This window comes from Salegentibacter salarius, assembly GCF_900168265.1.
GTDB lineage: Bacteria > Bacteroidota > Bacteroidia > Flavobacteriales > Flavobacteriaceae > Salegentibacter > Salegentibacter salarius.
In genome coordinates, this window is record NZ_FVZF01000001.1 from 36,554 (window position 1) to 53,088 (window position 16,535).

A 16,535-nucleotide genomic window follows, 5' to 3' on the forward strand; every position below is an offset into this window, starting at 1 on the left:
TTTAATTCTTTTATAAAATTAATATCCTGGATTTTGTTCTAAGTTGGTGTTTACTCCTAAATCTGAAGCCGGAATAGGCATTAGGTTTCTATAACTTTCGGTTGTGGTTCCCTGGGGAACATTACCTTTCCACGGCCAAACACCATTTTCAGTAAATTGGTTGAATCTAATAAGATCTGATCTTCTATGTGCTTCCCAATATAGTTCACGGGCACGCTCACTTAGAATGAAGTCCAGGTTTAAGTCTGAACTACCAATTTGATTGGCATCAGCTCGCTCTCTTAATTCGTTCACATATCCTAAAGCAGCCGCCTGGCTACCACCGCCACCTCTTAAGTGTGCTTCTGCATACATTAAGTAAGCATCTGCAAGTCTAAACATTGGGAAATCGGTATCAGGAAATTCTCCGGTATCATCAGATCCCTGTTCTCCATTTACAGTTACGTTTTTGAATTTGGTAATTGCAAACCCATCATTAAAGCTGGAAATATCCTCGATTTCTTTTGTTTGTCCTTCAGTAAAGAATAATGCTCTGTTATCTTCAGAATCTGCTCCATCAGGGAATTTATTTACTAATGCAGAAGTAGTTCTAAGTCCGGCCCAGCCGCTGCTTACACCAAAAGCTTCAGGATCCATATCTCCACCAATGGAGGCGTGGATAATAAATGCCATTCCACCGTAAGACTGTGTTTCCTGCCCATCAAAAGTGATAGGGAAGATAACTTCAGATTGTGCTCCATTAGAGTCATTATCCGCAAGGAACAGTTTCTGGTAATCATCAGCTAAAGAATAGTTAGCATTAATTACTCTTTCAGAATAATCTAAAGCTTCAGTATAGTGATCTTCGCCAGTATAAACTTCAGCATTTAGGTAAAGTTTTGAAAGTAACATCCAAACTGCAGCCTGGTCTGCACGACCATATTCATTAGAATTTGCGCTAACAATTTCACTTTCTATAGCTAGAAGTTCGCTTTCTACGTAATCAAATAACTCCGGTCTCTTAATTTGCTGCGGAAGAAATGCACCTACGGCATCCTCTTCGGTTACAAATGGTACGTTACCAAATAGATCTAAAGCGTGGTAATAATGTAAAGCTCTTAGAAATCTAGCTTCTGCTCGGTAACGAGCTATATTTTCTCTTTCTTCAGCAGCAAGGCCTCTGGATTCTAAAAGCTCTGGTGTACTCTGCCTTAAGAATTCGTTGGTTAAAGCCACCTGGTACATAATTCTGGAATACATAGTTCTAATAAACTCGTTTCCTGCAGTCCAGTTTTGGCCGTGTAGATCCTGAATAGTTCCATCGTTCCAGCCAATTACAGCTTCATCTGTAGTAAGTTCCTGCATAGACCAGTATAATCTTAAATACTGGGAGAAACCTTCGTCAAGACCTATAAGGTCTGGATCTCCGGCAGGGCCTTCCTGGCCACTAACCGCAAGACTGGCATAAAGTTTAGCTAAAAACTGCTTGTAAGATTCTGGATCTTCAAAAGTAGTTTCTGCCGTGAGCCTGTTATCTTCAGGCTGCAAATCTAAATCGTCTTCACAAGCCCAGAAGAAACCTGCGCTTATAAAAAGGATAAAGAATGGTTTTATTGTTTTTAACATAACTAATTTATTAAATATTATTTCTTAAAATGAAAGATTTAAGCCAAGTACAACCGTAGTTGATCTTGGATAAAAATTATTGTCAATACCGTTAGAAATTTCAGGATCTAAGCCTTCGTAGTTGGTTATGGTCCATACATTGGTAGCGGTAAGTGAAGTTCTAACATCCAAATCTTCTCCCGGGAATAAATATCCTACAGAGATGTTATCCAATTTCACGAAATCTGCACTCTGGATGTAATAATCTGAAAAGAACTGGTTGTTATTGAAGTTACTTTCTAAAACATTGCTGTTAAAATTAGAATAGTAAGGTTGCGGTGTTACCGTACCTGCTCCAACAAATCCGTTTCCAGACTGCGTGTTATTATACATGTAATTCCCAAAGTTACCTCTGAAGGTAAAGCTGAAATCAAAGTTTTTATAGTTTACCGTATTGGTTAGACCCATAAAGTAATCTGGGGTGGCCTTTTTGTAAGGAACACGATCTTCTTCAGTAATTTCGTTATCACCATTTACATCTACATAAGCACCTTCAATTGGCTGCCCATCTTCATTGTAAACCTGGCGGAACACATTAAAAGTTGTTGGATCGTAACCTTCTTTCCAAAGCTGAATGTTGTTACCAACACCTCCGCTTATTCCACCTTGTGGAATTTCAAAATCTGGATTCTCACCTAAAGTAAGGTTGGTGATCTCCAGGTCCTGGAAAGTGATGTTATAATTTACATCCCAGTTAAAATCTTCCTGCTGAATAATAGCACCGTTAATTGCAAATTCTAAACCTTTACTTACTGTACTACCTACGTTAGTAACCAAAAGGTCGGTAAGGTTAGCTCCTGCAGGTACCGGTACTGTTGCTAGAAGATCTTCGGTTTCACGGTAATAAGCTTCTACCGTACCTGAAATCCTATTGTTGAATAAACCATAGTCAATACCAACGTTATAAGTTTTTAATTCTTCCCATTTCAGGTCAGAGTCAAAAGCTTCAGGACGTAAAGTATTATAGAATTGATCACCAAACTGGTAACGCACTCCACCTACACTAGGGTTGTAAACCCCGAAGTAACCATAATTAGGTCCAATCTCCTGGTTCCCGGTAACCCCGAAACCTGCACGAAGTTTTAACTGGTTTATTACGTTAGAACTTGATAGGAAGTTTTCATTTTGTAATTTCCAGCCTGCAGAAACCGCCGGGAAAATACTCCATTTATTATCGCCTCCAAATCTTGAAGAACCATCTCTACGGATACTACCAGAAAGTAAATACTTATCGGCAATATCAAAGCTTGCTCTCGCAAAATAAGATTCTAAGGCATTACGATTGGTCTCTCTAGGGAAATCCTGGATATCGTTAGAGATCGTTTCAATTCTTTTACTGGTAATATAGAATTCCTGGTAAGAATGTCCTGCAGTAAGATCTAATTCGGTGTTTAGAAAATCTATATCATTTTTATAGTTGAAATAGAAATCAAGCAGTGTGTTTCTGTTGAATCCGCCATAGTCTTCAAAATAGGCAATATCTTGATTATTTGCTGCAGAAGTTAAAGGTCTTCTATTGTAACCATCATTTTCTGAATAATCAAAACCAGCATTGACATTAAACTTCAATTCCGGAAGAAAATGAAATTTATACTCAGCATTTAGGTTTGTGATATTTCTCTTAGTAGTACCACGTCCATCTAATTGCTCTAAAAGCGCTAATGGATTACGGGTAGCCTGTATTTGCTGTTGCTGTGGAGAGGTAGTGAATTCATAATATCCATCAAAATAACTTCCCTCCTGGTAAACCGGCTGCGTAGGATCAAAAGCTACAGCAGAGCCAATAGCACCTTGATCAGCAAAACGGTTTTCATCTACGATCCCTTTAGAAGACAAGGTCAATTTTAAGTGATTATCAAACAAATCCTGATTAAGAGCTATGTTTAACGCATTTCTTTCGTAAACATCGGTTTTTAAAACCCCTGTTTGAGAAGTGTGGTTAAAATTAACACGGTAAGAGAAATTCTCGAAACCTTGTGTTGCTGTAAAGTTATGAATTGCTCCTACAGAAGTTTGGTAAATTTGGTCCTGCCAGTCGGTGCTGGTATCTCCTAATAAAGAAGGATCTGTACCCGGAGTGTTTTCAATTAAGGTTCTGAATTGCTCTGCGTTAAGAACATCCACTTTATCGATAATTCTTCCGGCAGAAACTTTAAGATCATAAGTTAAAGAAAGAGGACTATCCTTTTTACCTTTTTTAGTAGTAATTAAAATAACCCCGTTAGAAGCCCTTGAACCGTAAATAGAAGTTGCTGCGGCATCTTTTAAAACTATAAAATCTTCAATTTCATTCGGGTTAATAGAATTCAACTGGTTTCTTACACCCTGAACTCCTCTTTGGTCTAATGGGATCCCATCTACTACAATAAGCGGCGAGTTATTTCCTGAAAGAGAAGATCCGCCACGAATTCTAATTTCAGATCCACCACCTGGTTCACCGCTTCCGGGAGTAATTCTAACCCCGGCCGATTTACCTGCAATTAATTGCTCTGGTGAAACTACTGCTCCCTGGTTAAAGCTTTCCGAAGAGATTTTTTCTACAGATCCAGTAGCATCCTGTTCTGAGGTACTACCATAACCAATAAGCACTACTTCTTCTAAAGTAGCCTGATCTTCGTCTAGTTGAACATCTAAAGTTTCCTGTCCTGCATATGGGATTTCCTCTGTAGCAAAACCCAGGAACGAAAAGACAAGAATGTCGTCTTCGCTTACATTAGTAATGGTATAATTACCATCAAAATCTGTAACGGCACCATTAGTTGTTCCTTTAACAATAACGTTTGCGCCCGGAATCGGAAGACCGGTTGCGCTTTCGCTAACAACACCGCTCACGGTTTCCTGTGCAAAAAAGCTCATTGGCAGCATAAAGAGCAACATCAACGTGCTTTTAAATAGTGTTTTCATAAATTTTTCTATTGATTTTTACTAAAAATTAAGCTTATATTTTTACTTCCTGAGGTTAAATGTATGTAAATAGAATGTGAAGAAATAGGATCTTCGTTAACACTATTTTGCGAAAACGTTTGAGTGTTGAAAACTTTTGTATTTTAAGGCTTTCACGTAATTTTTGTGGTATTTTTACGACATCTTAAAAATAATACTTCGGTTATTTCTAAATAATAGTTTTATATGAGGCCAAAATTAACTTTAAAGCAAATTGCAAGAGAATTAGATGTTTCAATTTCTACGGTTTCGAAAGCATTAAGGGATAGTTCTGAAATTGGAGAGGAGACCAAGAAAAAAATCAAAGCTTTTGCGAAACTTTATAACTATAGGCCTAATAATATTGCTTTAAGTCTCAAAAACCGAAAAACAAAAACTATTGGAATAATTATTCCTGAAATAGTTCATTATTTCTTTACTACAGTGATTAGCGGAGTTGAGCAAGTGGCCAACGAAAAAGGTTATAATGTAATTGTATGTCTCTCTAATAACTCTTTCGATAAAGAAGTACTCAATATGGAGCTGCTAGCCAATGGTAGTACAGATGGTTTTATTATGTCTATGGCTAAAGAGACCCTTCAAAAAGAAGATTACCATCACCTTACCGAAGTGACTAACCAGGGAATGCCGCTGGTTTTGTTTGATCGTGTAATAGATGAGGTTCATTGCGATAAAGTAATTATAGACGATGTAATTGGTGCTAAAAAAGCGGTGCAATACCTAATAGATAAAGGAGCAAAAAAAATAGGTCTGGTTTCTACCGTAGATTATGTTAGTGTAGGAAAACTTAGAACCCGTGGGTATCTTGAGATTTTAAGAGAAAATAACGTTGAAATTGATGAAAACCTTATCCTTAAAATAGAGGATATGGATCACAGTGAGGCCGAAATAAAAGATTTTATCAATAAAAATGACTTGGATGCGGTATTTGCCGTAAACGAACATTTTGCCATCCACGCCATAAAGGCCGTTCAGGAAAAAGGATTAAAAGTGCCTGACGATGTTTCGGTAATAGGCTTTACAGACGGAGAGCTTTCTAAACGTTTTATCCCGAGTCTTACCACGGTAAGTCAGCACGGCGAGCGAATGGGAGCCGAAGCTGCTCGCTTATTAATTGATAAACTGGAAAGAAAACCAGAGGAGGAGGAATCGTATAAAACCGTAATTGTTGAAACGAGTTTAATAGAAAGAAATTCCACCAAATTGTAAACTACACTTGAATCAAGTGTACAGGCTATTAAGTGATTTTTTTGAGTGTTGAAACAATCCTTATAGTATTTAACTCTAGATTATCGAGTAATTTTGAAGTCTCAGCTTTAAAATTTTGTATATATTTACCGCAGCTTAATTAATTTATCAGAACTTATATTTTTACTTCCTACCTAAAATAAGTTTTGATAAGCCTTACGCTTATCGTAAACGTTAATTGTACGATATGCAAAAACGTAGATTAAGTTTCTGGGAGATCTGGAACATGAGTTTTGGTTTTCTTGGAATTCAGATGGGGTTTGCACTCCAAAATGCCAACGCAAGTAGAATTTTACAAATCTTTGGTGCTGATATTCACGAACTTTCGTGGTTTTGGTTGGTTGCGCCGGTTACCGGTTTAATCGTTCAGCCTATTATAGGCTACTATAGCGACAGAACCTGGACCAGCCTTGGCCGTAGGCGACCATTCTTTCTAACTGGAGCAATTTTAGCGGCAATAGGCCTTATTTTAATGCCTAATGCCGATTGGTTTATCGCCATTTTACCTTCCCTTTGGGTGGGTGCCGGGATGCTCTTTATTATGGATGCCTCCTTTAATGTAGCGATGGAACCCTTTCGCGCCCTGGTGGCAGATAAATTACCTTCAGATCAAAGAACCCTTGGCTTTAGTGTACAAACTGTTTTAATAGGAATTGGGGCCGTAATTGGTTCCTGGTTGCCTTATGTATTGACCAACTGGTTTGATATTAGCAATAGAGCGGTGATAGGGGAAGCTCCGCTAAACCTTCTGCTTTCTTTTGTAATTGGAGCAGCTATCCTGGTTGGGAGTATTCTGGTAACGGTGATTACAACCAAAGAATATTCTCCCGAAGAACTGGAAAAAATGGACGACCACGTTGAAGAACCGGTCGATGAAAAGGAAAAATCCAGTTTGCTGGATATCTTTTCAGATTTTGCTAAAATGCCTCATACTATGCGGCAGCTTAGCTGGGTACAATTCTTTTCCTGGTTTGGGCTTTTTGGAATGTGGGTTTTTTCAACTCCCGCAATTGCTCACCATATTTATGGATTACCACTTTCAGATAGTAGCAGTGAAACCTATCAGGATGCCGGAGACTGGGTTGGTGTACTATTCGGGGTTTACAATGCTGTTTCAGCGGTTTTCGCATTTTTTCTTCCGGCTATTGCCTTAAAAATTGGAAGAAAAAGTACCCATATTATGTCACTATTTATTGGCGCGCTGGGGATGCTTTCCATTTATATTATGCCTAATGAATATTGGCTACTGCTTTCTATGTTTGCTATTGGTATTGGTTGGGCCAGTATTTTAGCAATGCCCTACGCAATTCTTGCCGGATCAATTCCACCGAAAAAAATGGGGGTTTATATGGGGATCTTCAACTTTTTTATTGTGATCCCACAAATTGTAAATGCACTTGTTGGCGGGCTAATGGTAAAATATCTTTACGACGGAAACCCAATCTACGCTTTAGTCACCAGCGGAATTGCCTTTTTAATAGCGGCTATTCTTACTTTTAGAATAGATGATGTGGATGAACCCGTTAAAGCATAAGAATGTCAGTTCGAGTAGATTTGATGAAACATAGTGAAATCAAAACGTATCGAGAACTTCTCGATAAAATCCCGATAATAATCGGGATCACTCGAAGTGACAGTATAAAATAGGATGCAAGTTCTATTAGCAAATGATAATACTACATATTAAACACAGATTGAGAGATAATTTAAAATGATGGAGACAAATAAAGGAGTAATATTCGATTTAGACGGGGTAATTGTCGATACCGCGAAATTTCATTTTTTGGCCTGGCGAAAACTAGCCAATGATTTGGGATTCGATTTTACCAAAGAGCAAAACGAGCAGCTTAAAGGTGTAAGTCGCGAAGACTCATTAAAGAAAATATTAGATTGGGGAGAACTTGAACTTTCTAAAACAGAGTTTAAACGCCAAATGGCGCTTAAAAATGAAAATTACCTCTCTTATGTTGCTAAAATGGACGAGGACGAAATTCTGCCCGGCGTTCAAGAAGTAATTGATTATTTAATTGAAAATAATGTTCCTTTCGCTTTAGGATCGGCAAGTAAAAATGCGCGAAATATTCTAAAAAAGATCAACTTACTGGACAAGTTTGATGCGATAGTGGATGGGACAGATGTAAGCAAAGCAAAACCCGATCCTGAGGTTTTTCTAATCGCTGCAGAAGCACTAAATATTAAACCTGAAAACAGCATCGTATTTGAAGATTCGGTTGCAGGAGTGCAGGCCGCAAATAATGCAAATATGATAAGCATAGGAATTGGGGAACAAAAAACATTGGGCGAAGCCAATTATGTGTTTACCGATTTCACCGAAATAGATATAGAATTTATAAAGAAATTACTCACTAAGTAAGATTTTTTAAAATATTAGAATTTGCACCTTACGGCCTTGTGCCGGTGTTATTTAAATAGAAACGAGACAGAAATAAAGCAATGAACCAAGATTATATACAACCTAACGAGTGGTCCATTCTGGAAGAAGGATTTGATGTAGAACGCGTAAAATCGTCTGAAAGCCTTTTTAGTATAGGTAACGGCGTTATGGGCCAGCGAGCCAATTTTGAAGAAAATTATTCCGGGCCAAGTTTCCAGGGAAGCTACATTGGCGGGGTTTATTATCCCGATAAAACCAAAGTTGGCTGGTGGAAAAACGGCTATCCAGAATATTTTGCGAAAGTACTTAACGCACCCAACTGGATTGGGATTAACGTTTTTATAAACGATGAAGCTTTAGACCTTTTTACCTGTAAAAAAGTAGAAGATTTTAAGCGCGAGCTTAATATGAAAGAAGGTTTTCACCGACGTAGTTTTATAGCCACGCTTCCAAACGACATCGAAATTTCGGTAAAAGCAACGCGTTTTCTTTCTATTGTTGAAGATGAACTTGGTGCGATAGATTTTGAAATTGAAGTTTTGAATAGTGATGCTGAGGTTCGTTTTGAGCCTTATCTAGATGGCGGAATCACAAATACAGATGCCAACTGGGAAGAACGATTCTGGAAAACTTTAGAGGTGAAATCTGAAGGCGACAAAGGTTTTGTACTCTCTAAAACCCTAAAAACCGAATTCCATGTGAATACCTATATGCAATCTGAAGTTTTGCTAGATGGGCAAAAACAAGATGCAGATTTTACTAAAACGAAAACTGAAGATAAACTTACTTTTTCCTATTCAATTAATGCTGAAAAGGGACAAAAAGTAAGTCTTAGAAAATACGCCGGCTACGTGACCGATATGAACCATAAGCGTTCGGATCTCGTGGAAGCGGCTAGTAAAGTATTAGATTACGCCACTAAAGCAGGGTTTTCCAAATTGCTTCAGGAGCAAAAAGAAGCCTGGGAGAAAATTTGGGAAATGGCCGATATCACTATTGAAGGTGATGTAAAAGCCCAACAGGGAATTCGCTTTAATATTTTTCAGCTAAATCAAACTTATTTAGGAAAAGATGAGCGTTTAAATATTGGTCCAAAAGGCTTTACCGGCGAGAAATACGGCGGAAGCACTTATTGGGATACCGAAGCCTATTGTATTCCTTTTTATATGGCAACCAAAGATCAGCAGGTAGCCAGAAATTTATTGACCTATCGTTATAATCATTTGGATAAAGCGATTGAGAATGCCGAAAAACTTGGATTTACCAATGGCGCGGCGTTATATCCAATGGTTACCATGAATGGCGAAGAAAGCCATAACGAATGGGAAATTACCTTTGAGGAAATTCATAGAAATGGCGCGATGGTTTATGCCATTTATAATTACGTACGCTACACGGGCGATTTCGATTATATTCCGGAAAAAGGCCTGGAAGTAATGATCGCGATTGCAAGATTTTGGCAGCAACGAGTGAATTTCAGCGAACAGAAAAATAAATACGTAATGCTTGGTGTTACCGGGCCAAACGAGTACGAAAATAACGTGCATAATAACTGGTACACTAACTATTTAGCGAAATGGTGTATTGAATATTGCTTGGAAACCATTGAAAAGGTTAAGGAATCTCATATTGAAGATTACGAACGGGTAATGGGCAAAACTAAGCTCAATGAAGGCGAAATGGCAAAGTGGAGAGAAGTTGCTGAGAATATGTATTTCCCATATTCTGAAAAGCATGAGGTTTTCCTTCAGCAGGATGGATTTTTAGATAAAGAGATCGTCCCAATCGCCGAATTAGACAAATCTCAGCGCCCAATTAACCAGAAATGGAGCTGGGACAGGATTCTACGTTCCTGTTACATTAAACAAGCTGATGTTTTACAGGGCTTCTACTTTTTTGAAGATCACTTCAGCAAAAAAGAGCTTGAAAAGCATTTTGATTATTACGAACCTATTACCGTTCACGAATCATCGCTTTCTCCTTGTGTACACAGCATCCAGGCAGCACTTTTAGGTAGAACAAAACAGGCTTACGAGTTCTATTTGAGAACTTCAAGATTGGATTTAGATGATTATAACAAAGAAGTAGAGCAGGGATGCCATATTACCAGTATGGCCGGAACCTGGATGAGTATTGTAGAAGGTTTTGGTGGAATGCGAGTGAAAGAGGATCAACTTTCTTTTAATCCTACAATTCCGGAAGACTGGAAAACCTATTCTTTTAAAGTGAATTTTAGAGATCAGATTTTAAAAGTAAAAGTTACTGCAGATAAAACGGTTTTCTTCCTGGAAGGCGATAACGCGATTGAAATTAATGTAAATGGGAAAGTTATAGAAGTGCAACCCAATCAGGAGTGTGTGGTTTAATACGTCCTCCTGAACTTGTTTCAGGATCTAAGTCTAAATAATCGTCATTACGAACGGAGTGAAGTAATCTCTTCCTAATAACAAAAGATTGCTTCTCCCGATAAAAATCGGGATCGCAATGACGAGGATATTGAGAATACAATAATTTAAACAAAAAATCATGAAAAAAATATTAATCACTTTAATTCTCTTCACCGGTTTAACCGGGTTTGCGCAAATAGAACGCGTAGAGCCGCCAAACTGGTGGGTGGGTTTTGAAGAAACCGAACTCCAGTTAATGGTTTATGGCGAAAATATTGGAAATGCCATCCCGAATATCGATTATCCCGGAGTTAGCATTGAAAATGTTGAAAAAGCCGATAGCCCGAATTACCTGTTTATCGATTTGAAAATCGGGGAAGCAAAACCGGGAACTTTTGAACTCACTTTTCAGCTTGAAGACGGTTTAGAAGAAGTGTATGAATATGAATTGAAAAGTCGGGAAAAGCCTGCGTCAGATTACGTGGGTTTTGATAATTCTGACGCGATCTATTTAATCACTCCAGATCGTTTTTCCAACGGAGATAAAGCTAACGATAGCTTTGATTATCTGAATGAAAAAACCAAAGACCGAGACGACGATTATGGGCGACATGGTGGTGATATTCGTGGGATTATAAATCATTTGGATTATATAGAGGAAATGGGCTTTACCGCTATTTGGCCTTCCCCTTTGGTAATTAACGATATGAAATCGGGTTCTTATCACGGGTACGCAATGACCGATTTTTATAAGGTAGATCCGCGGTTTGGAACTTTGGAAGAATACAGAGAATTAGCAGATAAAGCTGCCAATCGTGGAATTAAACTGGTTATGGACCAGGTGGCTAACCACGCCGGAGTGGAGCATTGGTGGATGGATGATCTTCCTTTTGACAATTGGATCAACTATCAGGAGAAATTTGAAAACGGCGAAGATTTGGTGTATTCCAATCATCGTAGAACGACCAACCAGGATTTATACGCTTCAGAAACCGATAAAAAAGGAATGACTGAAGGTTGGTTCGTAGAAACTATGCCAGATCTAAACCAGGAAAATCCGTTTATGGCCAAATATCTTATTCAGAATAGTATTTGGTGGATTGAAACTCTTGGTTTAGGAGGAATTCGCCAGGATACTTATCCATATCCCGATAAGGAATTTATGAGCGAATGGGCCGGCGCGATTATGAGAGAATATCCAAACTTCAATATAGTAGGTGAGGAATGGAGTTTGAATCCCTTGCTTATTCGCTACTGGCAGGATGGCGTGGATAATGGTTATGATTCTAACCTGAAATCTACGATGGATTTCGCGATGCAGGAAAAAATTGTAACCGGTTTAAAAGCCGAAGAAACCTGGGGCACCGGGTTGGTTGAAATCTATGAAGCGCTGGCCAATGATTTCGCTTATGCCGATCCTGAAAACATTATGATTTTCCCCGATAACCACGATAAAAGCCGAATCTACACCCAACTTGGAGAAGACGTAGCCAAAACCAAAATGACGGTGGCTTATATGGCCGTTTTGCCAAGAATTTTCCAAATGTATTACGGTACCGAAATTTTAATGGACGATACCGAAAATCCTGGTGATCATGGTTTAATTAGAACCGAATTTCCCGGTGGTTGGGACGATAGTGAAGTGAATGCTTTTACGGGTGAAGGACTTTCAGAAGAAAAAGCTGGTATGCAGGAATTTGTTAAAAAAGTGATGAATTATCGCAAAAACAGCGAGGCAATCCATTCAGGAGAAACTAAACATTTCGCCCCGGAAGATGGTACCTACTTAATTACCCGAAAAGCCGGAGATGAGGTAATAGTGCTTATTCTTAGTAAAAATAAAGAAGCAGTTACTTTAGACCTTGAACGTTTCAGCGAATTAAATTTAGAAGGAAAAAGCTTTAAAAATCTTATTTCAGAAGAAACATTTCAGTGGGAAGATTCTTTAGAATTACCTGAAGAAGGCGTTTATTTTTTTACTACTAAAATGGAGTAACCTAAATCCTGCGAGGTTTTCAAAACCTCGTAGGTATGTAAAAAAAGGAAAACCTACAAGGTTTTAGAAACCTTGCAGGAGGAAAAATATAGTGCACGTCAAGCTGAACCTGCCCGTCCATTCAGGCGGGCTTGTTTCAGACTTTATCCCGAATTTACTTCGGGGTTCTAATATGATTTTAAATTCAAACATGTTAGATCCTGAAACGAGTTCAGGATGACGTTTAAAGAAAGACTAATGGAAAAACTAAATTTCAACTAAAATAAATAAAAATGAAAAAACCATTAATAATGCTGCTGGCCTTTACGGCCTTGTTTTCCTGTAAAGAAAACGAAACACAAGAGCAGCCAAAACGTGAAGAAGAACAAGCAATCGCACCGGTATCTAACGATGCGTTGGAATCGGCGGTGATTTATGAAGCGAATATTCGCCAGTATTCTCCCGAAGGAACTTTTGATGCTTTTACTGAAGATATTCCGCAATTAAAGGAACTAGGTGTAAAAGTGATTTGGCTAATGCCTATTTACCCGATTTCTATGAAAAATAGAAAGGCCACCGGCGATCTTTCAGTAGAAGATATTGAGGATCCGGAAGAAAGAAAAAAATACCTGGGAAGTTATTATGCAATTTCAGATTATACCGATGTTAATCCTGAATTTGGAAACTTTGAGGATTTTGAAGAACTGGTGGAGACCGCCCACGAAAACGGAATGTATGTAATTCTGGATTGGGTTGCTAACCATACCGGCTGGGACCATAAATGGATTGAGGAAAAGCCTGAATATTATCATAAAAATGACAAAGGCGAAGTTACAGACCCTATAAATCCTGCAACCGGGGAATCCTGGGGATGGACAGATGTAGCTCATCTAAATTTTGAAAACGAAGAACTACATGAAGCTATGGGTGAAGAAATGAAGTTTTGGGTAGAAAAGTACAATGTAGACGGTTTTAGAGCCGATGTTGCGGGAGAAGTACCTACCGAATTTTGGGAAAGCATTGTTCCTCAATTAAAAGAAATAAAACCGGTTTTCATGTTAGCCGAGTCAGAAGACAAGGATCTTTTTGAAAATGCATTTGATATGGGTTACAACTGGGAAGGTCACCATATTATGAACGAGATGGCGCAGGGTAAAAAGACCGCGAAAGATTGGGACGCATATATGCAGAAAATCGATACTACTTATCAGGATGACGATTATTTGATGAATTTCGTGACGAATCACGATGAGAATTCCTGGAACGGGACGGTAAAGGAGAGAATGGGAGATGCTTCAGAAACTATGATGGCGCTTACTTACACTTTACCGGGAATGCCGCTAATTTACAGCGGGCAGGAGTATGATATGGATAAAAGGCTTTTATTTTTTGAAAAAGATACTATTCCGAAGGAAAAAGGAAAGGTTTGGCCATTATTGGAGAAACTTGGAGAGTTAAAAAATGAGAATAAAGCCCTACACGGTGGAAAAGAAGCGGCTTCTTATGAGAATATTGAAACTTCAGAAGAAGAAAAAGTTTTGGCCTTTAAAAGGGAAAAAGATGGTGCTGAGTTAATTTATATTGCTAATATGAGTGATGAGAGTACCAATTTCAGCATAAAAATAGAAGGGAATTTTGAAGACTATTTATCGGGTGAAATGATAGAAATTTCCGAAGATAAAAATATGGATTTGAAACCCTGGCAGTTCTTTATCTTAATAAATAAGTAATAAATTTACTAAAATAGTAAAAACAGCCCTCTCAAAAGGGCTGTTTTTGTTAGTTATTAACCGAAAACGTTTTAGTTTTTTAGTAAATTAGGTTATATTGTAGAATTAAAATAGCTTTGGCCTAATGGCGAAGAAAATTAATAAAATTGCAGTCTTAACATCCGGTGGTGATGCACCCGGAATGAACGCCGCTATAAGGGCGGTTGTTAGATCCTGTTCATATTATAACCTGGAGTGCGTTGGTGTTTACCGCGGCTACCAGGGACTTATAGAAGGAGATTTTGAAGATCTTACTGCAAGATCTGTTAGAAATATCATTAATAAAGGAGGAACTTTCCTAAAATCTTCCCGATCTGAAGAATTTAAAACCGAAGAAGGACGAGCAAAAGCTCATGAGAAACTTACCGATGCCGGTGTAGATGCTTTGGTGGTGATTGGTGGAGATGGAACTTTTACCGGAGGCCTTTACTTTAATAGAGAATTTGATTTTCCTATTGTGGGAATTCCCGCAACTATAGATAACGATATTAACGGTACCGATTATACCCTTGGTTATGACACCGCTTTAAATACGGTGGTAGAAGCCATAGACAAGATTCGGGATACCGCAAGTTCTCATAACCGTTTGTTTTTAATTGAGGTTATGGGTCGGGATGCAGGTGATATTGCTTTAAATAGTGGTATTGGTGCAGGAGCCGAAGAAATATTACTTCCGGAAGAAGACCAGGGAATTCAGCGTATGATGGATTCTTTGGAAAAAAGTAAGAAATCCGGAAAAACCTCCAGTATTATAGTGGTGGCTGAAGGTGAAAAGAGCGGAAAGAATATTTTTCAGTTAGCTGAATTTATCTCGCAAAGCCACAAAGAATATGACATTAGAGTCTCTGTGCTGGGTCATATTCAAAGAGGAGGTTCTCCAAGTTGTTTTGATCGCGTTCTGGCCAGTAAACTTGGTGTTGGTGCGGTTGAAGCATTAACCGATGGTAAAACCAACATCATGGTAGGTGTACATCATCAAAAAGTGGTGCACGTACCTTTGGAAACTGCTTTAAAAGAAGACAGGGAATTTGATCAAGAATTGAGAAGGGTGGCAAACATCACTTCCGTGTAAAATTTTTAAAATTTAAATTATGAGTACAAAAATTGGAATTAATGGTTTTGGCCGAATTGGACGTATCGCGTTTAGAATCGCGGCTGAAAAGAGTGACGTAGAAGTTGTAGCAATAAACGATTTACTGGATGTTGATCATTTGGCTTATTTGCTGAAGTATGATTCTGTTCACGGTAGATTTAAAGGAGATGTTTCTGTTAAAGACGGAAATCTTGTAGTGAATGGTAAAAACATTCGTATTACTGCAGAGAAAAATCCGGAAGACCTTAAGTGGGGAGATGTTGGAGTAGACGTTGTGGTAGATTGTACCGGAATTTTCAAAGAAAAAGATAGCGCTAGCGCACACCTTAAAGCAGGAGCTAAGAAAGTTGTAATTTCTGCACCTTCTAAAACTGCACCTATGTTTGTAATGGGTGTGAATCACCAGGACGTAAAACCAGAAGATACGATAGTTTCTAACGCTTCTTGTACAACCAACTGTCTTGCACCACTTGCGAAAGTGATAGATGATGAGTTCGGACTTGTGGAAGGTTTAATGACCACGGTTCACGCAACTACGGCTACTCAGCTTACCGTAGATGGCCCATCAGCAAAAGATTTTAGAGGAGGAAGAAGTGCTCTTATGAATATTATCCCTTCTTCAACCGGGGCAGCTGTAGCTGTAGGTAAAGTAATCCCTAAATTAGATGGTAAACTTACCGGGATGGCTTTTAGAGTACCAACTGCTGATGTTTCTGTAGTAGACCTTACGGTTAAGACAGAAAAGTCTGTAAGTTATGACGATGTAAAAGCTGCATTCAAAAAAGCTTCTGAAGGTTCTTATAAAGGAGTGATTTCTTATACAGATGATGCGGTGGTTTCTCAGGATTTCGTATCAGATGCACATACTTGTAATTTTGATGCTGATGCTGGAATCGCACTTAATGATAACTTTTTCAAATTAATTGCGTGGTATGATAACGAATATGGTTATTCTGCTAAGCTTTTAGAATTGGCAGCACACGTTAATTCAATTTAATATTTTATTTTAGAGCCTGAAGAAAGTTACGCTTAGGTTATTTTAATCTTTTAGCGCTTTCCTCAGGCTTTTTAATTTAAACCA

The 16,535-nt window shown here is 38.4% G+C and carries 10 protein-coding genes; 8 read left to right on the plus strand and 2 right to left on the minus strand.

Annotated elements, in window-relative coordinates; all coding sequences use genetic code 11:
• Positions 1 to 18: 18 nt before the first annotated feature.
• Both B5440_RS00135 and B5440_RS00140 read right to left on the minus strand, forming a co-directional pair.
• Positions 19 to 1,605 carry a RagB/SusD family nutrient uptake outer membrane protein gene (locus B5440_RS00135; protein ID WP_070052695.1) on the minus strand — a complete coding sequence of 529 codons (1,587 nt, stop codon included), beginning with the start codon at positions 1,603 to 1,605 and terminating at the stop codon, positions 19 to 21.
• A 24-nt stretch (positions 1,606 to 1,629) separates the two neighbouring features.
• Positions 1,630 to 4,548: a SusC/RagA family TonB-linked outer membrane protein gene (locus tag B5440_RS00140; protein ID WP_070052693.1), complete on the minus strand. Its 2,919-nt coding sequence runs from the start codon at positions 4,546 to 4,548 to the stop codon at positions 1,630 to 1,632.
• 225 nt (positions 4,549 to 4,773) lie between these two features.
• Here B5440_RS00140 and B5440_RS00145 point away from each other — a divergent pair, with 225 nt between their 5' ends.
• The 8 genes from B5440_RS00145 to gap all read left to right on the plus strand — a co-directional run bounded on the left by B5440_RS00145 (position 4,774) and on the right by gap (position 16,451).
• Positions 4,774 to 5,796 carry a LacI family DNA-binding transcriptional regulator gene (locus B5440_RS00145; RefSeq protein ID WP_057481538.1) on the plus strand — a complete coding sequence of 341 codons (1,023 nt, stop codon included), beginning with the start codon at positions 4,774 to 4,776 and terminating at the stop codon, positions 5,794 to 5,796.
• A gap of 226 nt (positions 5,797 to 6,022) precedes the next feature.
• Entirely contained in the window at positions 6,023 to 7,369 is a 1,347-nt protein-coding gene (locus B5440_RS00150; RefSeq protein ID WP_070052691.1) for an MFS transporter, read from the plus strand.
• Positions 7,370 to 7,549: 180 nt separating this feature from the next.
• Complete coding sequence (gene pgmB, locus B5440_RS00155) at positions 7,550 to 8,209, plus strand: beta-phosphoglucomutase (protein WP_070052690.1); 660 nt, start codon at positions 7,550 to 7,552, stop codon at positions 8,207 to 8,209.
• Positions 8,210 to 8,289: 80 nt separating this feature from the next.
• Complete coding sequence (locus B5440_RS00160; RefSeq protein ID WP_070052688.1) at positions 8,290 to 10,596, plus strand: glycoside hydrolase family 65 protein; 2,307 nt, start codon at positions 8,290 to 8,292, stop codon at positions 10,594 to 10,596.
• A gap of 160 nt (positions 10,597 to 10,756) precedes the next feature.
• A complete protein-coding gene (locus B5440_RS00165; RefSeq protein WP_070052682.1) occupies positions 10,757 to 12,613 on the plus strand; it encodes a glycoside hydrolase family 13 protein in 1,857 nt (618 codons plus the stop codon).
• A gap of 272 nt (positions 12,614 to 12,885) precedes the next feature.
• Positions 12,886 to 14,322, plus strand: a complete 1,437-nt coding sequence (locus B5440_RS00170) for an alpha-amylase family glycosyl hydrolase (protein WP_070052680.1) — start codon at positions 12,886 to 12,888, stop codon at positions 14,320 to 14,322.
• 124 nt (positions 14,323 to 14,446) lie between these two features.
• Entirely contained in the window at positions 14,447 to 15,433 is a 987-nt protein-coding gene (gene pfkA, locus B5440_RS00175) for a 6-phosphofructokinase (RefSeq protein ID WP_070052678.1), read from the plus strand.
• Between the two features lie 19 nt (positions 15,434 to 15,452).
• A complete protein-coding gene (gap, locus tag B5440_RS00180) occupies positions 15,453 to 16,451 on the plus strand; it encodes a type I glyceraldehyde-3-phosphate dehydrogenase (RefSeq protein ID WP_070052672.1) in 999 nt (332 codons plus the stop codon).
• The last annotated feature ends 84 nt before the right edge of the window (positions 16,452 to 16,535 follow it).